At 62.7% G+C, this 20,239-nt stretch carries 18 protein-coding genes and 1 pseudogene; 9 read left to right on the forward strand and 10 right to left on the reverse strand.

Features of this window, described 5'->3' with window-relative positions; genetic code table 11:
- Positions 1-2: 2 nt before the first annotated feature.
- Both IWY39_RS00405 and IWY39_RS00410 read left to right on the forward strand, forming a co-directional pair.
- Positions 3-821, forward strand: a complete 819-nt coding sequence (locus IWY39_RS00405) for an arginyltransferase (RefSeq protein ID WP_017182541.1) — start codon at positions 3-5, stop codon at positions 819-821.
- Positions 822-968: 147 nt separating this feature from the next.
- Positions 969-3,467, forward strand: coding sequence for a sensor domain-containing protein (locus tag IWY39_RS00410; protein ID WP_107123592.1), 2,499 nt, complete (start codon positions 969-971; stop codon positions 3,465-3,467).
- A gap of 51 nt (positions 3,468-3,518) precedes the next feature.
- Here IWY39_RS00410 and IWY39_RS00415 read toward each other — a convergent pair whose 3' ends face one another.
- Complete coding sequence (locus IWY39_RS00415) at positions 3,519-4,610, reverse strand: RcnB family protein (RefSeq protein ID WP_107123591.1); 1,092 nt, start codon at positions 4,608-4,610, stop codon at positions 3,519-3,521.
- Between the two features lie 165 nt (positions 4,611-4,775).
- Positions 4,776-5,261: a GAF domain-containing protein gene (locus tag IWY39_RS00420; protein WP_107123590.1), complete on the reverse strand. Its 486-nt coding sequence runs from the start codon at positions 5,259-5,261 to the stop codon at positions 4,776-4,778.
- A 100-nt stretch (positions 5,262-5,361) separates the two neighbouring features.
- On the opposite strand from IWY39_RS00420, the gene IWY39_RS23925 reads away from it, so the two are divergent.
- Entirely contained in the window at positions 5,362-6,327 is a 966-nt protein-coding gene (locus IWY39_RS23925) for a phosphatase PAP2 family protein (protein ID WP_229380569.1), read from the forward strand.
- On the opposite strand, the gene arfB is transcribed toward IWY39_RS23925, so the two are convergent.
- Together arfB and IWY39_RS00435 are read right to left on the reverse strand one after the other, a co-directional pair.
- Positions 6,324-6,749, reverse strand: coding sequence for an alternative ribosome rescue aminoacyl-tRNA hydrolase ArfB (gene arfB, locus IWY39_RS00430; RefSeq protein ID WP_017182536.1), 426 nt, complete (start codon positions 6,747-6,749; stop codon positions 6,324-6,326). The two genes, IWY39_RS23925 and arfB, sit on opposite strands and share 4 nt — an antisense overlap.
- A 30-nt stretch (positions 6,750-6,779) precedes the next feature.
- Entirely contained in the window at positions 6,780-7,457 is a 678-nt protein-coding gene (locus IWY39_RS00435; RefSeq protein ID WP_196871296.1) for an RluA family pseudouridine synthase, read from the reverse strand.
- 73 nt (positions 7,458-7,530) lie between these two features.
- On the opposite strand from IWY39_RS00435, the gene IWY39_RS00440 reads away from it, so the two are divergent.
- Positions 7,531-8,499, forward strand: a complete 969-nt coding sequence (locus tag IWY39_RS00440; protein ID WP_107123587.1) for an acyltransferase family protein — start codon at positions 7,531-7,533, stop codon at positions 8,497-8,499.
- A gap of 3 nt (positions 8,500-8,502) precedes the next feature.
- On the opposite strand, the gene aguB is transcribed toward IWY39_RS00440, so the two are convergent.
- Positions 8,503-9,351, reverse strand: coding sequence for an N-carbamoylputrescine amidase (gene aguB / locus IWY39_RS00445; RefSeq protein ID WP_107123586.1), 849 nt, complete (start codon positions 9,349-9,351; stop codon positions 8,503-8,505).
- 117 nt (positions 9,352-9,468) lie between these two features.
- Complete coding sequence (locus tag IWY39_RS00450) at positions 9,469-10,452, reverse strand: agmatine deiminase family protein (protein WP_107123585.1); 984 nt, start codon at positions 10,450-10,452, stop codon at positions 9,469-9,471.
- Between the two features lie 116 nt (positions 10,453-10,568).
- Here IWY39_RS00450 and IWY39_RS00455 point away from each other — a divergent pair, with 116 nt between their 5' ends.
- Entirely contained in the window at positions 10,569-11,003 is a 435-nt protein-coding gene (locus tag IWY39_RS00455; protein WP_017182531.1) for a DUF6265 family protein, read from the forward strand.
- Positions 11,004-11,100: 97 nt separating this feature from the next.
- Here IWY39_RS00455 and IWY39_RS00460 read toward each other — a convergent pair whose 3' ends face one another.
- Positions 11,101-12,786 carry a M28 family peptidase gene (locus IWY39_RS00460; RefSeq protein ID WP_107123584.1) on the reverse strand — a complete coding sequence of 562 codons (1,686 nt, stop codon included), beginning with the start codon at positions 12,784-12,786 and terminating at the stop codon, positions 11,101-11,103.
- Between the two features lie 173 nt (positions 12,787-12,959).
- Here IWY39_RS00460 and IWY39_RS00465 point away from each other — a divergent pair.
- Positions 12,960-14,917 (forward strand): annotated as a pseudogene (locus IWY39_RS00465) (alpha/beta fold hydrolase).
- 123 nt (positions 14,918-15,040) lie between these two features.
- On the opposite strand, the gene wrbA reads toward IWY39_RS00465, so the two are convergent.
- Together wrbA and IWY39_RS00475 are read right to left on the reverse strand one after the other, a co-directional pair.
- A complete protein-coding gene (gene wrbA, locus IWY39_RS00470; protein WP_019053237.1) occupies positions 15,041-15,640 on the reverse strand; it encodes an NAD(P)H:quinone oxidoreductase in 600 nt (199 codons plus the stop codon).
- A 107-nt stretch (positions 15,641-15,747) separates the two neighbouring features.
- The gene (locus IWY39_RS00475) at positions 15,748-16,467 is read right to left on the reverse strand and encodes a pirin family protein (protein WP_019053238.1); all 720 of its coding nucleotides are present in this window, start codon (positions 16,465-16,467) and stop codon (positions 15,748-15,750) included.
- Positions 16,468-16,572: 105 nt separating this feature from the next.
- Between IWY39_RS00475 and IWY39_RS00480 the strand changes: the two genes are divergently transcribed.
- The 3 genes from IWY39_RS00480 to IWY39_RS00490 all read left to right on the forward strand — a co-directional run bounded on the left by IWY39_RS00480 (position 16,573) and on the right by IWY39_RS00490 (position 19,467).
- On the forward strand, positions 16,573-17,466 hold the full coding sequence (locus IWY39_RS00480; protein ID WP_107123756.1) for a LysR family transcriptional regulator: 894 nt from the start codon (positions 16,573-16,575) through the stop codon (positions 17,464-17,466).
- Between the two features lie 208 nt (positions 17,467-17,674).
- Positions 17,675-18,382, forward strand: coding sequence for a response regulator transcription factor CtrA (ctrA, locus tag IWY39_RS00485; RefSeq protein WP_017182525.1), 708 nt, complete (start codon positions 17,675-17,677; stop codon positions 18,380-18,382).
- 137 nt (positions 18,383-18,519) lie between these two features.
- Complete coding sequence (locus IWY39_RS00490) at positions 18,520-19,467, forward strand: alpha/beta hydrolase (RefSeq protein WP_107123583.1); 948 nt, start codon at positions 18,520-18,522, stop codon at positions 19,465-19,467.
- A 105-nt stretch (positions 19,468-19,572) separates the two neighbouring features.
- Here the strand turns inward: IWY39_RS00490 and IWY39_RS00495 are convergent, their stop codons facing one another.
- Positions 19,573-20,202, reverse strand: a complete 630-nt coding sequence (locus IWY39_RS00495; RefSeq protein ID WP_107123582.1) for a hypothetical protein — start codon at positions 20,200-20,202, stop codon at positions 19,573-19,575.
- Positions 20,203-20,239 lie beyond the last annotated feature (37 nt).

Genomic DNA, 20,239 nt, shown 5'->3' on the forward strand with positions numbered 1-20,239 from the left:
GCGTGACTGCACCTTTTCGTTTTCCCCGCTTTTTCGTGACCAATCCGTCGCCCTGCCCCTATCTGCCGGGGCGCAGCGAACGGAAGGTGTTTACCGAACTGAACGGGGACAACGCCGCCGAACTCAACGATGCACTGGGCCGCATCGGCTTTCGCCGCAGCCAGAATGTCGCCTATCGCCCCAGCTGCGCTGATTGTTCGGCCTGTGTTTCGGTGCGTGTCGTCACGGACGAATTTCGCCCCAACGCGACCCAGCGCAAGCTGATCCGCCGCAACAGCGACCTGACGGTCACCGCCTGCAAGCCATGGTCGACCGAAGAACAATATGCGCTGCTCCAGCGCTATCTGTCGGCACGTCATCCCGGCGGCGGCATGACCGAGATGGACGAGATGGATTTTGCCGACATGGTCGAACAGACCCCGGTCGACAGCCATGTCGTTGAATATCGCGAACCCGGCGTCGACGGGCGCGTCGGCAAGCTGGTCGGCGCTTGCCTGACGGACCGGCAGGGCGATGGCCTGTCGATGATTTACAGCTTCTTCGACACAGAGTTGGACAATCGTCCGGGGCTGGGCAATTTCATCATCATGGACCATATCCTGCGCGCTTCGGCGGCGGGCCTGCCCTATGTCTATCTGGGTTACTGGGTCGATGGTTCGGCGCGGATGCAATATAAGGTCCGCTATCGACCGCTCGAAAAGCTGAGCCGGGCCGGCTGGGTCCGGTTCGATCCTGATGAGCAGGATCAGGCTATTCGTCACGTTGCGCAGCGGGACGAGCCACCGCTGCCAATCGAACTGGCGAGCATGTTTCGCAAATAGCGGCCCTATTCCATAGATTTGCTGTTATTTTCGTGCGCGCAGCAAGTAAATCCGACCAGAATGACAGAGTGTGAGGAGGTTGTTTAACTTTCTCGGCTAGTCCTGCCATGATGAACGCAATGATGGCGACATGGGCGGAGGCTGGCGATGGATCGCTTTGCTGAACGCCGGTTCGATGATTTCCGGCGAGCGCTGGATGACGGTCAGCGGATCGACATGTCATTACATGATCGAAATGAAATACTGTTTTCGCCGGTTTTTGATCATTTGTCGCCTTCCTTGTCGCGTTGGATCGCCGATGCACGGGGCCGGATATTGGCGACTGACCAGGATGCTGGTTTGGCCGGCAAGGCATGGCGTGCATTGCTGGACCGCGCGGACCGTCGCGTCCTGCTGAAGGCCGCGATCGCGGAGGAACAGCCGCAGCCCCTGACCGTGCGATTGCCGGGCACGGACGGTCAGCGGCGTTGGTGCCTTGTTCGAATGCGGCGGATGACCAGCACGGATGGCCTGGTCCGCTATTATGGCACGTTGGAAGATGTGCACGATCGCCACGATAGCCAGGCACGCGCGCTGGAAAGAGCGTTGGCCGAAAGCCGGGAGCATTATCGCTGGTCAGTCGAACTGAGCCCGCAGGTGCCGTGGACCGCTGCCCCCGATGGCGCGATTGAAGAAGTTGGACCGCGCTGGCTGAACCTGACCGGCATGGTCGCGAAGAAGGCGCTGGGAACCGGCTGGCTTGTCGCGCTTCACCCGGACGATCTGCCCCGGACTATCACCATTTGGACCAAGCATCTGGCATCTGGCGCGCCGATCGACATCGATTATCGTATCCGGCTGCGCGATGGCGGCTATCGCTGGATGCGTGCCCGCGCGGCGGCGCGCCGCGACGAGCAGGGGCAGATTGTCCGCTGGTATGGCACGCTGGAGGATGTGCACGCGCAAAAGCTCGCCCTGCGCGCGCTGGCGGACAGTGAGGAACGTTCGCGTCTGGCGGTGCAGGCGGCGCGGCTGGGCATTTGGGATTTCGACGTCGCGACTGGCGAACGCCGCTGGTCGGCCGAATTTCGCGCGATGCTGGGTCTGAGCGAGGATCAACCTGCGACCAGCGAACTGGCGCTGTCGATCGTCCATCCTGATGACCGTGAGACCCTGCGGGTCATGCTGGACGCGGTCGCTTCCGGCGCCGTTCCGCCCCGTTTCGAGGCGACATTGCGGGTCCACCGTGCCAGTGATGGCGCCTTGCGCTGGATCAGGAGCAGCGGCTGGACCACACGATCTGAATCCGGACGGGCGCAGCGCGTCATCGTGACATTTCTGGACGTGACCGATCAGCGTGATGCCGAGGACCGCATCCGCTGGGCCGCAACGCATGATCCCATGACCCGCTTGCCAAACCGCGCCTTATGGCAGGCGACGCTCGACGATATGGCCGAACGACAGGGGCAAACCGGCAAACGCTTTGGCCTGCTTCTGCTCGACATTGACGATCTCAAGCGCACGAATGATTCGCTGGGCCATGACGCGGGCGATGCCTTGCTATGCGCCTTTGCCGGACGCCTTGCGGCGATCGCCCCGCCGGACGCGCTGCTGGGACGGCTGGGGGGTGACGAGTTCGGCCTGATCGCGCCGTCATTGACCGACGGCGCGGCGCTGGAGGCGTGGAGCGCCAAGCTGATCGAAAGCCTGCGCACGCCCCATGTCCATAATGGCCGTTCGATCGATTGCGGGGTCAGCATCGGCGGCGCGGTGTTTGGCGATCATGGCGATCGGGCGGAGGATCTGCTTAAAGCGGCGGATCTGGCGCTCTATGCGTCGAAAGCCGCCGGCCGTGGTCGCCTGACCCTGTTCCATTCCGATCTGCGCGCGCAGGCACAGCAGCGCAGTTCAATGATCGGCATGGCCCGGAGCATCATCGCCGATCGGCTGGTGACACCCTATTATCAACCCAAGGTTGATCTGCGTAATGGCCAGATATTGGGTTATGAAGCGCTGTTGCGCTGGCATCATCCGCGTTTGGGCCTGCAATTGCCCGGCAGCATAGCGGCTGGTTTTGAACATGCCGAAATTGCCGTGGCGTTGACCGAACAGATGCTCGACAGCGTTTTGCGCGATGTGCGCGGATGGTTGCAGGCCGGTCATGATCCCGGTCGCGTCGCGATCAATGCGTCCGCTGCCGATTTTGCGCGGGGGGACTTTGCGGATCGGGTGCTGGAACAACTTGCGCTGTTCGCCGTGCCGCCGGAACATCTGGAAATAGAGGTGACCGAGACTGTTTTCCTGGGCCGCGGCGCCGGGCAGGTGGAGCGGGCGTTGCAGCATTTTTCAGAGGCGGGGGTGCGCATCGCGCTGGACGATTTCGGCACCGGCTTTGCCTCGCTCAGCCACCTCAAACAATATCCGGTCGATATATTGAAGATCGATCGCAGCTTTGTCTCTAACATCGAAGAGGATGCGGGTGACGCGGCCATTGTCGACGCCATCGTCAAGCTGGGCGGCAGTTTCGGCATGGATGTCGTCGCCGAAGGGGTGGAGAGCGCAGCGCAGGCCGACCGGCTTCTGGCCCATGGCTGTATCATCGGCCAGGGCTTTCATCTGGGCCGTCCGCAGCCCCGTGCCGCCATCACGCCGCCTCTGGCAACATGACAGGGCCTCGCCCGTTGCAAGGCGCGGCCCCGATGTGCTGCCCCCAAATGCCTATTTGCAGCGACACGCCCGGCGCGCTGGCTTGCGATGGCCCACGCGCTGGGTGACATAGGTGGTTGTCGTTGTCGTCGTCACCTCCGGCTCGATCGTCACCGTGGTCACGATCGGTGCGGGGTAATAATAGCCCCCCGATATATAGCCGCCACCGCCCTGGGTCGTGACCTGCATCGGACCCTGCGACCAATGCGGCTGACCCATATAGGCTGGCGGATCATAATCGACGCCCGCGCCGCGCACTTCGCCCTCGAAACGGCCTTCATATGTGCCGCTGGTCCGCTTGCCATCGGCGGTCGTCCAGGTGCCGGTCCAGCGCCCTTCATAGTCGTTCTGCGTGGTCACGCTGTCGTCGGCATAGCCATAGCCATAATCATAGCCAGCGCCCGGACGACGCGGCGGCGGCGCGGCGCCGCGACGGGGTGCATCCTCCGCCTTGTCGATCATCGCGCCAGCCACTGCGCCGACGCCAGCGCCAATCAGCGTGCCAGCAGTGCGGTTGCCGCGTCCGGCGATGCGGTTGCCCGCCACGCCGCCGACTACTGCGCCGATCGCTGCGCCGCCAAGGCCATTGTCGGGACGACGATACCCATCGCGATCGTCATAATAGCCATCGTCGCCATAGCCGCCCTCATAACGGTCCCACGCGATGTTGCTGCGGCTGTCATAAACCCGGCCATAACGGTCGGTCATCACCGCATCGTCATAATAGCGCGACCAGCCATATCCGGCCGCCGGGGCGGGCAGGCCATAGGCGCCATAATTGCCGATATAATAAGCCGGGCTGATCCAGTAGCGCGGCAGGACATAGCCATAGACCGGGCGCTGATAGCCGTTCCAGCCACCTGGCGCGCGCCAGCCCGCATACCAGCGACCGTTCTGACGCGGACCCCAGCGATGCCCGCCATTCCAGGTCATGCCGGGTCGGGGCGCGTGGGTCATCGGTCGGCCGCCACCCTTCCATCCGCCGCCAGACCAGCCGCCTTTGGCGCCATGGCTCATGCCGGGGCCGTTGCCTGCCAGTGCCGGGCTAGCCGCGCCCGCCAGCGCGATGCTCGCCCCCAGAAGTAGAAGGCCGGATGTCCGCATGGTTAACGCTCCCTGTTTTCCCACAGCGGAAAGGCGCCGCGCGGGTCAAATTGCTAACGCTCTGTTTAGCATGGTGATCCAGGGCTATCCATGAGCGCGAGGGTTAAATCCTGTCCCGAAACGGGGCGAAACAGGCGACCGTGGCGGGAAAGAGGGTTAACGCCTTCAGCAGATCCGGGCGGCAATCCGAGCGACCAGAGCTTGCAACCCGTGCGCGTCGTCCGAGTCGAAGCGCGCGGGACGCGGGCTGTCGAGATCCAGCACACCGATCACCGCGCCATAGCTGAGGATCGGCACGACGATTTCCGAGGCGCTGGCAGCGTCGCAGGCGATGTGGCCGGGAAAGGCGTGGACGTCCGCCACAAGTTGCGTCTCGCCCGTCGCCGCCGCGGTGCCGCATACCCCGCGACCCAGCGGGATACGGATGCAGGCAGGCTTGCCCTGAAACGGCCCCAGCACCAGCTCGCCCTCCACCATGCGATAGAATCCCGCCCAGTTGAGGTCGGGCAAAAATTGCCAAAGCAGCGCGGCGATATTGGCCATGTTGGCGACATGGTCCGCCTCATCGCGCGTCAACGCATCGGCGGCGGAGAGCAGGTCAGCATAGAGCGTCGCCTTGTCGGCGGTATCGGTGGGTGCGAAGTCGAACATGGGGCGGATATAGGCTTGGTGATGGGGCAGGGCCAGAGGGTGAATTCAGACATTGGTAACCTTGTTTTGCTAGCGCGTGATGAGCCAGCGGAGCAGCAGCATGAATATATTGAAATCCAACCTTCCGCCGGAGATCAGTATTTCGCTATTGATGATCACGGTGATGGTCGCTCTTGCTGCAAATTTTCAATTGCCGATAGTGTATCCCACAGGTGAACGTGCTGCATTTGTTGGCATACATTATCTATATCCGCTCATGGGTGTCGGGGTTTGGGGTGCATTTGCTTTTTACGGGCAAAGACGCGCGATAGCGCGAACATTTCTGATCGCGCTTCCATGCTACGTTGTTGTTTTATTTGTATATTTTAACATAAAGCTATGGATACCGCATATCAATCCATATTTATTCGACGAATTTTATTGGGAAATAGATCAAAAATTTAGGCCATTGGTAGACATATGCATGGTCTTGCGCCGATCGATGACGGTATTTATTCCCTATGAAGCCAATTTCTATATGATTGGCTATATTGCGATGTTCTATGGAAGCTTTTGCTATCATGCATTTCGCACGCCGGACAAATTTTCGGAATTGGTTATTGCCGCGCTGCTTCTGCAAGGCTTGGGAACATTAGCCTATATTGTTGCGCCTGCGATCGGTCCATTCATCTATGAAGCCGGGTTGAATCCAATGGTGACGGCGGGCCAGCATAGCATGTTGGACTTCTACAATCAGTCGGTCGCGGAAGGGCCGATTTGGCTGGCGCGCAATGGGGGGAAAGCCTTCACTGTAGGCTTGGCCGCCATGCCATCGCTCCATTCCGCAGCGGCGTTTCTTTTTCTGAGCTTCGCCTGGAAGCACGGACGAATTCTGGTGCCGCTTTATGCCTTCATCACCTTCTTCATTTTCGTGACCGCTGTCGCTACCCGCTGGCATTATCTGATTGACGTGCCAATCGGTGTCTTGATTGCATGGGTAAGCCTCAAGGGAGCGGAGCGCTTGTCGCGGGCCCCGTCTATGGAAACCGCGACACTGTCTCGACCTTTGGCGGAACAACCCGCCTAATCCACCCGCACCTTGCCGCGTCCCTGTTTGATCGTCGCGCGTTTTACCTTGCCCTCTACCCTGCGTTTTTGCGAGGCTTTGGTGGGTTTTGTCGGGCGGCGTTTTTTGGGGACGATGGTGGCTTCGCGGATCAGCGCGATCAGCCGGTCGCGCACATCCTGGCGGTTGAGCAGTTGCGACCGCGCGCCTTCGCTGCGCAGGATCAATATGCCCTCGCGCGTCATGCGTGTTCCTGCAAGGTCCGCCAGACGATTTTTCACAGCGTCTGGCAGGCCGGGCGAATTGGCGACATCGAAGCGCAGCATCACGGCGCTGTCGGTTGTGTTGACGTGCTGGCCGCCCGGACCCGATGCGCGGGTATAGCTTTCGATAATCTCGTCGCTATCGATGGAAATCGAGCGTGTGATGGCGATGGCGACCATGGCGTGACTGTATCGGCTCGATCGCGCCCGTCAAAGCCCGGCTTGGTCCAGCAATTCCTGTCCGAACCCGGCCGCGGCAAAGGTGGCGGGCAAGGGAGCGGTCGCCTCCGCCGCTGGCTTGTCGCCGCGCGGGATGCTGAGAAAGCGGCTGTGGAGCAGCATCGGCACGCCACCTGTCCCATAGACCGGATCGCCCACGATGCCAAAGCCCAGGCCATGGAGCGCGTGGACGCGGATCTGATGCGTGCGCCCGGTCTGCGGCGTGAAGGCGATGAGCGCGCGGCCGTCCTTTTCAGCAACCTTGCGCCAGTGGGTGACGGCGACCTTGCCTGCCTTGGCCGGGATCATGCGCCAGCCGTCGCTCGCGCTGCTGATCTTCGACAGAGACAGTTCGATCGTGCCGCCTTCTTCCGCAGGGATGCCGTCAACGACCGCGACATAGCGTTTGGCGACAGTCCCGGCCTCGAACGCGCCGGCGAAGCGCTTATGTGCCTTGGGATTGCGGGCAAGCAGCAGGCAACCGCTGGTGTCGCGGTCCAGCCTGTGGACGGGCAGCGGCCAGCGGGCAAAGCCGAAGGTCAGCGATTGCAGATGGTTTTCGAGCGCGATGGACCCGTCGCGCGGCGCATCGACCGGCAGGCCCGCTGGCTTGTCTAGAATGATGGCCTCGCCATCGATGAAGAGGACATGGTCGGTAAGCAGTGCCAAGGAAAGGGTCCGATCGGGAAACAGGGCTGGGGCGCATTGACGCGCGCGTCCCGTCCTATAGGGCGTGGAGGCTATGGAGCATAGGGGGGAGAATGGCGGCGGCAACAAGGCCGCCGGGGATCGGCTCGATTGGGTCGATGTCGCGCGCGGCATTGGCATTGTCGCGGTCGTTGTCGGCCATGTCTGGACGCGCGGACCGTTGCGCGATGCGCTCTACAGTTTTCATATGCCGCTCTTCTTCCTTCTGTCCGGCATGCTGTCGCGGCCACAGCCGATCGGCGCTTTCACCCGCCGCCAACTGGCCGCGCAGATGCGGCCCTACGCCATCTTCCTGACGCTGCTGATCGTCGCGGATCAGATTATCGAGCCGCTAAAGGGTGGTCGTCCGATCTTTCACCAATGGCCCGGCGATCTGTTGCCGATCCTGCTGGGTGGCTCCTGGCTGCGCGGGCCTTATACGATCTTCTGGTTCATTCCCTGCCTGATGGTCGCCCGCATCCTGTTCAACGTCGCGTTGACGCGCTGGCCCGATGCACTGGACCGGCGCTGGGCGATGCTGCTGATCCTGATGACGGGTCTGGCCTATGGGCTGGACATGATAACGCAGGCGTCGCCACTGGGGCTGCTCAGCGTCCCGATGGCGCTTGTGTTGCTCTGGATCGGCGCGGCATGGGCGCGGGTGGGCTGGCGCAACGGCTTGATTGCGCCGCTGGCCATGCTGTCGATCGCGGGCCTGGCGGGCTGGTTCCCGACGCTGAACATGAAGGTCGCCGATTATGGCTGGCCGCTGCTGTCGATCGGGTCGGCAATCGCCACATCACTGCTGATCGTCGTTATCGCCCGCCCGGTCGCGCCCTATGCCGCGCCGCTGGCGTCGCTGGGCCGGGCGTCGCTGGTGATCATGTATCTGCATGTGGCGTTCATCCATTATCTCTCGCCCTATCTGGGCAAGCCATGGCTGACGGCGATCGCATTGCTGGTGCCGTTTGCGATGTTCTGGCTGATCCGTCGATCGCCGCGCGCGACCCGGCTGCTGCTTTAGCGGTCAGACGTCCTGCGCGATCCGCCCGTACAGGTCGGGCCGCCGGTCGCGAAAGAAGCCCATGCCCGCCCGATGCGTCCGCGCCTGCGCCAGATCGAGCGTCGCGACGAGCGCGCCCATATCCCTGGCATCGGCTTCGGCAGCGAAATCGCCCCAATGGTCTGTGATGAAGCTGTGGCCGTAAAAGCTCTGGCCATCCTCTTCGCCAATGCGGTTGGCGGCGATCACGGGCATGCAGTTGGACACGGCATGGCCGATCATCGCCCGCCGCCACATCCGGCTGGTGTCGAGGTCTGCATCATAGGGTTCGGAGCCGATCGCGGTCGGGTAGAACAGCATTTCCGCGCCCATCAGCGCCATGATCCGCGCGCATTCGGGATACCATTGGTCCCAGCAGATGCCGACGCCGATCGTGCCATATCTGGTCGGCCAGACCTTAAAGCCGCTATTGCCGGGGCGGAAATAATATTTCTCCTCATAACCCGGCCCGTCTGGAATATGGCTCTTGCGATAGACGCCCATGATGTCGCCCTGATCGTCGATCATAGCGAGCGAATTATAATGATGCTGCCCGTCGCGCTCGAAAAAGCTGGTCGGGATATAGACGCCCAGATCCTTGGCCAGCTTGCGCATTTCCTGCACGGCGGGATGCTCGTCCACCGGCTGCGCCCGCGCGAACAGGGCCTCGTCCTCGACGCGGCAGAAATAGGGGCCTTCGAACAGTTCGGGCGGCAGGATGATCTTCGCCCCGCGCGCGGCGGCCTTGGCCACATGGGTCGCCACCCGGTCGATATTCTCGCTCATATCGTCTGTGAAGGCGAGCTGGAGCGCGGCAACGGTAACTTTGGTCATGCTGTTCGTTTCTCCGTTCGCCCTGAGCCTGTCGAAGAGCTCCATCGAGCGATTGCGAGGTGCCTTCGCTTGCGCTCGGGCGCGGGCTTCGACGTCGCTCGGCCCGAACGGTTGAGGTTAGACACTCGGCATTTGCTGGCTGCAACAATGAAAGCTGCCGCCGCCTGACAATATGGCATCGCTGCGCAGCCCGACAATATCCCGACCTGGAAAGAAGGGGCGCAGGGCATCGAGAGCGGCCTGATCATTGGGCTGGCCATAGATGGGCACGATGACGGCTGCGTTGCCGATATAGAAATTCATGTAGCTGGCGGGGATCGCCGCGCCATCCACGATCACCAGCCCCGGCGACGGGATGTCCACGACCTCTATGCCATGGGCCTTTGCCCGCGCGCGTGCATCGGCGTAGATCGCCGCATTGGGATCATCATCGGTCGTTGCGATTGGCAGCGCCAGCAGGCCATCGCCGACGAAGCGGGCCAGATTGTCGACATGGCCGTCGGTATGATCGTTCATCAACCCGTCGCCCAGCCAGAGCATGTCGGAAAGGCCAAGGCTTCCGGCAAGCAGAGTTTCGATCTTGCCGCGATCCAGATCAGGGTTGCGATTGGGGTTCAGCAGGCATTGCTCGGTCGTCACGAACAGGCCGCTGCCATCGGTATCCACCGCGCCCCCTTCGAATATCCAGTTCTGGGCCGAAGTCGGCAGGCCGGTCGTGGCCGCCAGCCGCGCGCCAATATCCTCGTCGCCGGGCATCTGATATTTGCCGCCCCAGCCATTGAAGCCGAAATCGACGAGCGCCCGCGCCTTGCCGTTCAGCACCGCGATGGGCGCAGTGTCGCGCAGCCAGACGTCGCCCAGCCGGTGCTCGACAATCGTGACGCCCGGCGCGACCAATGCCCGTGCGGCCTCCGCATCCGCTGCGTTGGCGGTGACCAGCCGAACATCTTCCCCCTTGCCCCCGGCATGGAGTGCGCTCGCAAAGGCGGCGATTTGCGTTCGCGCGGCTTCGAAAGCGCCGGGCCATTCGGCCGGGTTGGTCGGAAAGCCGATCCAGGTCCAGTCGTGCGGCGCCCATTCGGCGGGCATACGGAATGTCATGATATGGTCCTTGCTCGGCAGCGGCGCCGATCCGTGATAGCGGGCGTTATGCGCGCTCCATAGCGTGCCGGATCGGGTCTGGACAGAGGGCGAAAGCCGTGAAGAGAAGAGTTTCGATGGTTGCCGCCGCCCTTTTGCTGGCATTGTCCGCAACAGCGCGTGCGGGCGAATTGCCCGACTGGCTGACGGGCGAATGGCTGCAAGTGCGGGACGATCGCTGGACCGAGGAGGTGTGGACACTGCCGCGCGGGGGCGTGATGATCGGCGTGGGGCGGACCGGGCGTGGTGGCGTGCTGCGATCGTGGGAAGTCATGCGGATCGTGCGGGCGGCTGACGGATCGCTCGCCTTCCACGGCGCACCCGAAGGCGGGACAGCGACGATATTCCCGGCCATTGCAGAAGGCGTGCGGGACATCAGCTTCGCCAATCCCGACCATGATTATCCGCAACGCATCCGCTATTGGCGGGAGGGGCGGCTGCTGATGGCCGAAACGGCGAAAATGGATGGCAGCCAGACACAAAGCTGGACATATGCGCCGATGGGCGAGTGAATGACCAACCGCCGCTCGCTTCGAGCATAGTCGAGAAGCCGCCTACACAAATGCAGCGCTTATCGACTTCGCTCGAAACGAACGGAGGCGGGACGGATTACTTCCCCGCCCGGTCCTTGTCCCGAATGGCGCGGAACTCGTCGCCCTCCACCCAATTGGGCCAGTCGCTGCCGGTCGCCAGATCGCGGCCGACACTATAATAGAGTTTCAGGTCGGCCAGCACCCCGGTCCAGTCCCAATTGGGATCATATTCGTCCTTGGGCCCATGATAGCGGTTCTTGGTATAATCCTCCGCCGCGGCGTTGCCTGCTGCCGTGCCGCCGTTGACCAGATCCTCGCCCCCCTCGAAATAGAGCATCGGCAGGCCATGCTTGGCAAAGCTGAAATGGTCGGAGCGGTAATAATGGCCCTTCTCCGGCGTCGGCTCCAGCGTCGCGACGCGTCCCTGTGCGCTGAGCGCCCGGTCGAGATAGGCATCAAGCTGCGACTTGCCCTTGCCGATCACCACGACATTTTTGGCGAGGCCCGCGACCGAGAGGGCGTCCATATTCACGCCGCCCACGGTCTGCGCGAAGGGGAACACCGGGTTGCTGCCATAATAGGCCGATCCAAGCAGCCCCGATTCCTCTGCCGTCACCGCCAGAAACACCTGGCTGCGATCGGTCGGCCCGGCCTTCACATTGGCTTCCGCCAGGGCCACCAGCGCCGCCGTGCCGGTCGCATTGTCGACGGCGCCGTTGCAGATGTCGTCGCCGTCCGGCGCCTGACAATGGCCCAGATGGTCCCAATGGGCGCTGTAAAGCACATATTCGTCGGGTCGCGTCTTGCCGGGCAGCAGCGCCACGACATTTTTGGACATATGTTTGCGCAGGTCATTGTCGAACGACACCGACGCCTTGACCGCGCCCAGCGGCACGGCCTTGAAGCCCGGCTTCCTGGCCGCTACCATCTGCGCATCAAGGTCCATCCCCGCGCTGGCGAACAGGGCCTTCGCCTTGTCCTTCTGGATCCAGCCGATTGCGGCGGAAAGGCCGGCATTGCCGTCCGCACTGTCGGCGACATGCTGCGCGCCGGTCCAGCTCGACTGCACCACATTCCAGCCATAGGCGGCAGGCACCGTGTCGTGCACGATGATCGCGGCGGCGGCACCCTGCCGCGCCGCTTCCTCATATTTATAGGTCCAGCGGCCATAATAGGTCATCGCCCGGCCATTGAACGGCCCGGTCAGTCCCGGCGTTTCATAATCGGGATCATTGACCAGGATGATGACCGTCTTGCCCTTCACATCCACGCCGGCATAATCGTTCCACCCTTTTTCAGGGGCGTTGATGCCATAGCCGACAAACACGACCGGGCTGTCCTTGACCGCGATGTTCGGCTGCGTGGTGCGATAGGTGCCGATCACCATTTCCGGGCCATAGGTCGCGCTGACCGCGGTCTTGCCGCCGGTGAAACTGAGCGGCGACACATTTTTCGCGGTAATCTCGACCAGCGGGACATCCTGAAACCAGCTGCCCTTGTTACCGGGTTTCAGGCCCAGCTTGCCGAATTCGGCCGCGAGCAGGGCCAGAGTCTTTTCCTCGCCAGCCGAACCGGGCGCGCGGCCTTCATAGGCGTCGGACGAAAGCTCCTGCACCAGCCGTTTCATCGTGTCGATCGACGGTTCGACCGCAGCCGGAGTCGTCGCCGATGCCGAAGCGGGCGGCGTGTCGGCTCCGTCGCTGGAACAAGCGGCGAGCGGGAGGGCGAGGGCGGCCGCAAGGGCCAGCAGCGACGTTCGCATCAGGGCATATCCCCTATCTGAGAGTTGTTATTGTACGATTGTAATGCCCCGTGATGCCATTGTGAGAGAGCAAGGGCAAGCAAGGCAGTTGCGCGCGTCACCCGCTTCGCTTAGCCCCTGAACCAACAGGAAAATTCGGGGGGAATTCGGGCATGGTCCGTTTCGGTAAGGCAATGATGTTGGCGCTGCTGGCGGCGGGGACAGCGCAGGGCGCGCTCGCCCAGACGCAACCCGATGCGCTGGCGAAAGCCTTTGGCGCGCGCGAGACAGTGATTTCCGCCAGCCTCTCGCCGGATGGATCGAAAATCGCGTTGGTTTCCGCCGGGCCGGGGCGAAGCAGTCGCGCTTATGTGCTTGAGGCCAAGGAAGGCGCTGAACTGGTTGCGGCCGCGACGACGTCCGGCAATCCGGATTATATGTCCCGCTGCGACTGGGTCGCTGCCGCCCGACTCGCTTGCCAGATTTATAGTGAAACGCGCTACGCTGACGATGTGTATGGATCCAGCAATGTGTTCGCGGTCGATGCGTCAGGCGGCAATACCAAGCTGCTGAGCCAGCGGCGCGGCCAGAACGCGCTATCCTACGACTTTCGCGGTGGTGACATCGTGGATCTGCTGCCGGGAGAGGACGGCGCGATCCTGATGACCCGTTCCTATGTTCCGGAAGCGAAAATCGGCAGTCTTATCGAAAAACGCCTGGAGGGCCTGGGGGTCGACCGAATCGACACGCGCAGCGGCAGCGGGAAGCGGGTCGAGACGCCGGCCAAATTGGCGATCGATTATATCTCCGATGGGGTCGGTAACGTTCGCGTCATGGGGATGCAGGAGATCAAGGGAACGGGCTATTCCAAGGGGACCTATAAATTCCTCTATCGGCCGCAGGGAAAGTCGGGCTGGAGCGATCTGTCCACGTACGACGTGCGCGACAATAGCGGCTTCTATCCGCTCGCTGTCGATCCGCAGAAGAACATCGTCTATGGCTTTGAAAAGACTGACGGGCGCGATGCGCTGGTGTCGATTTCGCTGGACCCGGCGCTTGAAAAGAAGGTCGTTTTTGCCCATCCGCAGGTGGACGTGACCGGGCTGATCCGCGTCGGGCGTGACCGGCGGGTTGTCGGCGCGAGCTATGCGCTCGACCATCGCGAAGCCATCTATTTTGACCCGACGGTGTCGTCGCTGGTCACATCGCTGGGCAAGGCGCTGGGCGGCAAGTCCATCCATATCGGCGACATGAGCAGCGACGGCCAAAAAGTGTTGGTGTGGGCGGGTAGCGACATCGATCCGGGCCAATATTATCTGTTCGACCGCACGGCGCGCAAATTGTCGCCGCTGATGCCTGATCGTCCCGAACTGGCCGATCGCCAGTTGGCGAAAATGCAGTCCGTCAGTTTCAAGGCGGGCGATGGCGTCACGATCCCGGCCTATCTGACACTGCCGCCCGGCAAGGAAACGGCCAAGGGGTTGCCAGCAATCGTGATGCCGCATGGCGGTCCGGAGGCGCGCGACGAATGGGGCTTTGACTGGATGGTGCAATATTATGCCGCGCGCGGCTTTGCCGTTATCCAGCCGCAATTTCGCGGGTCGGCTGGCTTTGGTGAGCAATGGCTGATGCGCAACGGCTATCGCTCGTGGCGCAAGGCGATCAACGACGTTGTCGATGCCGGACGGTGGCTTGTCGCGCAGGGCATTGCCGATCCCGCCAGACTGACGATCGCTGGCTGGTCCTATGGGGGCTATGCCGCGCTACAGGCGCAGGTGATCGATCCCGATCTTTTCAAGGCTGTCGTCGCGATTGCCCCCGTTACCGATTTTGGCGATCGGCTGCGGCGTGCCCAGTTTGATAGCAGCTATCTGGTGCAGCAGCAGCGCATGGGCACGGGAACGGAAGCCGAGGAAGCGTCCCCTCCAGCCACGCTGCGCAGTTCCGCGCGCCGGTGCTGATGTTCCACGGCACCGCCGACGGCAATGTCGACATCACCCAGGCGAAGATCATGCAGGGCAAGCTGGAAGGGGCGGGCAAGCGCAGCCGCCTCGTCATTTATGACGGGCTTGCGCATGGCCTGAACGATAGTGATGCCCGCGCCGACATGCTGCAACAGAGCGCTGACTTCCTGCTCGCCGCCGGGAAATAGGCGATGGAAAAGGAGGCTGGCGCACAGTCCTTACGCACCAGCCTCCGCGGCTTGCCTTCACCTTGGTACGACCCGGAGGCTCGGCAGCTGCAACTTACAGACGATGTGATCGGCCGATAACCGTCAGCCGTGCAGTTTGATCGCGGTTTCCGCGATCCGGCGGCCCTGATAGCGCGCGCCGTCCAGTTCCTCTTCGGACGGCTGGCGGCTGCCGTCGCTGTCGGCCAGCGTGGTAGCGCCATAGGGCGATCCGCCGCGCACCTTGTCCACGCCCATCTGGCCCTGGAAGCCATAGTCCAGACCCACGATGGTCATGCCGAAATGCAGCAGGTTGGTGATGATCGAAAACAGCGTGGTTTCCTGTCCGCCATGCTGGCTGGCGGTCGAGGTGAACGCCCCGCCGACCTTGCCATTGAGCGCGCCGCGCGCCCACAGCCCGCCGGCCTGGTCCAGGAAGGCCGCCATCTGGCTGGATATGCGGCCAAAACGGGTGCCGGTGCCGACGATGATCGCGTCGTAGCCCGCCAGCTCTTCCACGCTCGCGACGGGGGCGTCCTGATCCAGTTTGAAATGCGCGTTCTTGGCGACTTCGAGCGGCGCGGTTTCGGGTACGCGCTTGATGTCGACCTGCGCGCCCGTGGCGGCAGCGCCTTCGGCGACTGCCTTGGCCATCGTTTCGACATGCCCATAGGAGGAATAATAGAGAACCAGAACCTTAGCCATGATGTGCTCCTTGGTTGAAGGGGAGAAGGGGTGCCGCCCGCGCAAGGGGAGGGGGAGAATGCGCGGGCGGCGGCCAGCCCGTCCGGGGGAAGGACGGGCCGGAAAGCCTAGATGCTGTCGACCAGGACGATTTCGGCATCCTCGATCGCGGTGATGGTGATGGGCGCGCCGCCAATGATCGCCGCGCCATCGCGTGCTTCGAACGTCTCGCCATCGATAGTGATCCGTCCCGTCGCGGGCACGAGATAGAGATGGCGTCCTTCAGCGCTGTCATAGGTCACGCTCTCACCCGCACGGATTGTGCCGCCCAGCAGGCGCGCGTCGGCGCGGATGCGCAGGGCTTCGGCGTCCTCGTCATAGCCGCTGGCCAGCACGACCAGCTTGCCCGACCGCTCGCCACGCGGAAACGGCTTGGCGCCCCAGCTTGGGCTGCCGCCGCGTGCGCGCGGGATGACCCAGATCTGGAACAGGGTGGTCGTTACGTCCTCCAGATTATATTCGGCGTGACGGATGCCGGTGCCGGCCGACATGACCTGAACATCGCCCGCCTGCGTGCGGCCCTGATTGCCCAGGCTGTCCTTGTGCGTGATCGCGCCGGTGCGGACATAGGTGATGATTTCCATGTCGGCATGGGGGTGGGGCGGAAAGCCCGAACGCGGGCCGATCTCGTCGTCATTCCATACCCGGATCGCACCCCAGTGCATGCGGTCGTCGTCATGATAATCGGCGAATGAAAAATGGTGGCGGGCATTCAGCCAGCCATGATCGGCATGACCCAGCGACGCGAAGGGGCGGCGCTCGATACGGTTTGCGGTATGCGTGTTCATATCCTTGCCTTTCCAAATATCGACCGGACTTCCGGCTTGCTTTCCGCCAATCTAGTGATCAGGATCGTTTCCGAAACACGCAGCATCGAAACGGATTGTTTCCCCATGCGACTACCTGATTTTGAGGCCTGGGCGATGTTCGCCGCCGTGGTCGAACATCGCAGCTTCACCGACGCGGCGAGAGCGCTGAGCGTGTCGAAAGCCACCGTGTCCAAGGCCGTGACCCGGCTGGAAGAGCATCTGGATACCAGCCTGTTCAACCGCACCAGCCGCCGTCTGGCGCTGACCGAAAGCGGCAAGAGGCTGGCCGACCATGCCCATCGCATATTGGCCGAAGGGCAGGCGGCGGAGGAAGCCGCGCGCGAGGAAACCGCCGACCTGTCGGGTGTCGTCCGGCTTGGCGCGCCGATGAGCTTTGGCCTGTTGCGCATCGCCCCGCTGATCGCCCGCTTCACGCAGGAACATCCGCTGGTCGATATCGACCTGCATCTGTCCGACGCGCATATCGACCTTATCGAAATGGGACTGGATGCGACCATCCGCATCGCCGACATGCCCGACAGTTCGCTCCGCGCCCGCCGTCTGGCCGACGTGGATATTCATGTCGTCGCGTCACCCGCCTATCTGGCGGCGCGGGGACGGCCCATGCATCCGTCCGATCTGAGCGGTCATGACTGCTTTTGTTATTCCAACGTCACCACGCCGGACGTGTGGCGCTTTGCCGGACCGGGGCAACAAAATGTGGTGGTGCAGGTCCGATCGCGCCTGACCGTCAATAGCGGCGACGCGATGTTGCCGGCCCTGCGCGCCGGCGTGGGCATCGCCCGGCTGCCCGATTTCATCGTGGGTGAAGCGCTGGCCAGCGGCGAACTGGAGGAGGTGCTGGTCGATTGGCGCGCGCCGCCCTTCGGCCTCCATCTCGTCACGCCGCCGTCGCGATTGCGCCCCGCCCGCGTTGATGCGCTGCTGGATTTCATCACCCGGCACCATGGCTGCTGATGCTCGTTTCGCAGGTGAATCATTCTTGACTCGTGGAGAATCGTTTCGGCCTCAACTCTTTGTAAATAGATTCGTTTTTTGGCGACTCGTGGATTTCTGCGGGTTAGCGAAAAATTAACCTTTGTCCTTCAGAAGTTTTTTGGTTAATGAATTGGAGTAGATGCCGTTCTGGTGGGGTGAACGGACCTGCGACGCAAAGGGGCTTCACATGCGCGTGCTGCTGATTGAGGATGAACCGACCACCGCCAAGGCGATTGAGCTTATGCTCACGACCGAAGGTTTCAATGTCTACACAACCGATCTGGGCGAGGAAGGTCTCGATCTCGGCAAGCTGTATGATTACGACATCATCTGCCTGGATCTCAACCTGCCCGACATGCACGGCTATGACGTGCTGAAGAAGCTCCGCGCTGCCAAGGTGCAGACGCCGGTGCTGATCCTGTCGGGTATTGCCGAAATGGACAGCAAGGTCCGCTCCTTCGGCTTTGGCGCCGACGATTATGTGACCAAGCCCTTCCATCGCGAAGAGCTGATCGCCCGTATCCACGCCGTGGTGCGCCGGTCGAAGGGCCATTCGCAATCGGTCATCCGTACCGGCAAGCTGGCCGTCAACCTGGACGCCAAGACGGTGGAAGTGGACGGCAACCGCGTTCACCTGACCGGCAAGGAATATGCCATGCTGGAACTGCTCTCGCTCCGCAAGGGCACGACCCTGACCAAGGAAATGTTCCTCAACCATCTTTATGGCGGGATGGACGAGCCGGAACTCAAGATCATCGACGTGTTCATCTGCAAGCTGCGCAAGAAACTGGCGCTGGCCTGCAACGGCGACAATTATATCGAAACCGTCTGGGGCCGTGGCTATGTGCTGCGCGATCCGGAAGAGGCGCTGGAAGAACAGGCCAAGGTCGCCTGACGCTTTCGCGCGTCATGCGCTAAACGGGGGGTGTAAAGGCCGGTGATCCGACAGGATCATCGGCCTTTTCCGTTGTGACGGGGCCGGGCCTGCCATAGGAGAATGTCCGCCAAGGATATAATTTCCCAGGAGAGGCCATGACGACCCGCCATCTGATTGATCCAGAAATCGTCCCCGTGCTCGATTTTCTGCCAGATCTGGACCTGAGCCACGATGTGCTGCCGATCATGCGGGCGGGCATGGCTGCGATGGAACGGCCTGGGCCGGTGGCAATTCCCGACATTCGCATGATCCCCGGTCGCGATGGCGCGCCGGATGTGCCGCTTCATATCTTCAATGCCGATCCTGCCGCTCGGCCCCGTCCAGCCATATTGCACATCCATGGCGGTGGCATGGTGATGGGGACGGCTGATGCGGCGAGCCGCTCGATCGGGCCGATGGCAGAGGCCATGGGGTTCGTCGCCGCCTCCGTCGATTATCGACTGGCGCCCGAAACAGCCTTTCCGGGGCCACAGGAGGATTGCTACGCCGCGCTAGACTGGCTGGTGGCACAGGCCGATACGCTTGGCATCGATCCGCAGCGCATCGTCGTGTTGGGGGAAAGCGCCGGGGGCGGGCTGGCGGCGGCGCTGGCGCTGATGGTGCGGGACCGGGGCGACATGGCGCTGGCGGGCCAAATCCTCATCTATCCCATGCTGGACCATCGCACCGGCGGAGCGGAATGCCGCTGGCAATCGGCAGGCACCGGCGAATTCATCTGGACCCGCGCTTCCAACCAGTTTTGCTGGGACGCATTGCGCGGCGATTATGGCTGCGACGATGCGCGCAAGGGCTGGTTCTCTCCGGCGCTGGCGGATGATCTGGCTGGATTGCCGCCGACCTATGTGGCGGTCGGGGCGCTCGATCTGTTTCTTGACGAGGATCTGGATTTCGCACGGCGTCTGGCCGGGGCAGGGGTGCCGGTGGAATGTCATGTCTATCCGGGCGCGATCCATGCTTTCGACATTGTGGCGACCGCGCGCGTCGCGCAGCAATCGCGCAATGACCTGACCTGCGCAATCCGCCGGATGCTTGCCCTCGATTGATGCAAAATGGGCCGACGATCCGGTCTGGATCGTCGGCCCGGTCAGGCGACGGGGCGGGATATGACGGCTTGGAACTTGGCCGCCATCCCCCTTTCCCCTGCGGGGTCAATCTTCCGCCTGACTTTCAGGAGCGGCGCTGGTCGAACCAGCAGTTTGTCCACCCCCTGAAACCTGGCCGCTGGCGTCGATCGATGCAGCGCCGTTTACAGCGCCGGTTGCGCTGCCAACGGTCGATCCTGTCCGATCACGAACCGCGCCAACGGCCTGTCCAGCCCGGTCCTTGGTTGTACTGACGGCACCGTTCGCCCGATCCCGTACTGCCCCGACGCCATTGGCGGCCCGATCACGCACATTGCCCACGGCGTTACGCGCATCGCTGGTACCCAGCGTGTCGACCGCCAGACTGCCGCCCGCCGATCCGCTGGCCGAACCCGACGCGCTGCCGCTGCGGCTCTTGTCCCGGTGGGTCAGCGAACCGCTGGCATTGCCATCGGCCCGGCCATTGCCCGATCCGTTCGCGCCGACCCGGCCATTGTCGAGGTCGATGCTGCGGTCGAGGCCGATGCCACCGCTGCCCGACCCGCCCAGCGTGCCTCCCAAGCTGCTGCCTACGCCGCCGATCGACCCGCCCAGCAGACCACCACCGCCGCCACCGCCGCCCAGCAACTGGGCCGATGCGGGAACCGCGGTCAGCGTTGCGATACAGGCCGCCACGATCATGAACTGGCTCTTCATCGCTCATCTCCTTGTTGACTGTCGATGCAATGCAGGG

This window comes from Sphingobium sp. JAI105 (genome assembly GCF_015752145.1).
Lineage (GTDB): Bacteria > Pseudomonadota > Alphaproteobacteria > Sphingomonadales > Sphingomonadaceae > Sphingobium > Sphingobium xenophagum.

Bases quoted from the DNA above. Each gene is read 5' to 3' on its own strand.
- IWY39_RS00410 (WP_107123592.1), top strand. From the start codon at position 969: ATGGATCGCTTTGCTGAACGCCGGTTCGATGATTTCCGGCGAGCGCTG.
- IWY39_RS00415 (WP_107123591.1), bottom strand. From the start codon at position 4,610: ATGCGGACATCCGGCCTTCTACTTCTGGGGGCGAGCATCGCGCTGGCG.
- IWY39_RS00420 (WP_107123590.1), bottom strand. From the start codon at position 5,261: ATGTTCGACTTCGCACCCACCGATACCGCCGACAAGGCGACGCTCTAT.
- IWY39_RS23925 (WP_229380569.1), top strand. From the start codon at position 5,362: ATGAATATATTGAAATCCAACCTTCCGCCGGAGATCAGTATTTCGCTA.
- arfB (WP_017182536.1), bottom strand. From the start codon at position 6,749: ATGGTCGCCATCGCCATCACACGCTCGATTTCCATCGATAGCGACGAG.
- IWY39_RS00440 (WP_107123587.1), top strand. From the start codon at position 7,531: ATGGAGCATAGGGGGGAGAATGGCGGCGGCAACAAGGCCGCCGGGGAT.
- aguB (WP_107123586.1), bottom strand. From the start codon at position 9,351: ATGACCAAAGTTACCGTTGCCGCGCTCCAGCTCGCCTTCACAGACGAT.
- IWY39_RS00450 (WP_107123585.1), bottom strand. From the start codon at position 10,452: ATGACATTCCGTATGCCCGCCGAATGGGCGCCGCACGACTGGACCTGG.
- IWY39_RS00455 (WP_017182531.1), top strand. From the start codon at position 10,569: ATGGTTGCCGCCGCCCTTTTGCTGGCATTGTCCGCAACAGCGCGTGCG.
- IWY39_RS00460 (WP_107123584.1), bottom strand. From the start codon at position 12,786: ATGCGAACGTCGCTGCTGGCCCTTGCGGCCGCCCTCGCCCTCCCGCTC.
- wrbA (WP_019053237.1), bottom strand. From the start codon at position 15,640: ATGGCTAAGGTTCTGGTTCTCTATTATTCCTCCTATGGGCATGTCGAA.
- IWY39_RS00475 (WP_019053238.1), bottom strand. From the start codon at position 16,467: ATGAACACGCATACCGCAAACCGTATCGAGCGCCGCCCCTTCGCGTCG.
- IWY39_RS00480 (WP_107123756.1), top strand. From the start codon at position 16,573: ATGCGACTACCTGATTTTGAGGCCTGGGCGATGTTCGCCGCCGTGGTC.
- ctrA (WP_017182525.1), top strand. From the start codon at position 17,675: ATGCGCGTGCTGCTGATTGAGGATGAACCGACCACCGCCAAGGCGATT.
- IWY39_RS00490 (WP_107123583.1), top strand. From the start codon at position 18,520: ATGACGACCCGCCATCTGATTGATCCAGAAATCGTCCCCGTGCTCGAT.
- IWY39_RS00495 (WP_107123582.1), bottom strand. From the start codon at position 20,202: ATGAAGAGCCAGTTCATGATCGTGGCGGCCTGTATCGCAACGCTGACC.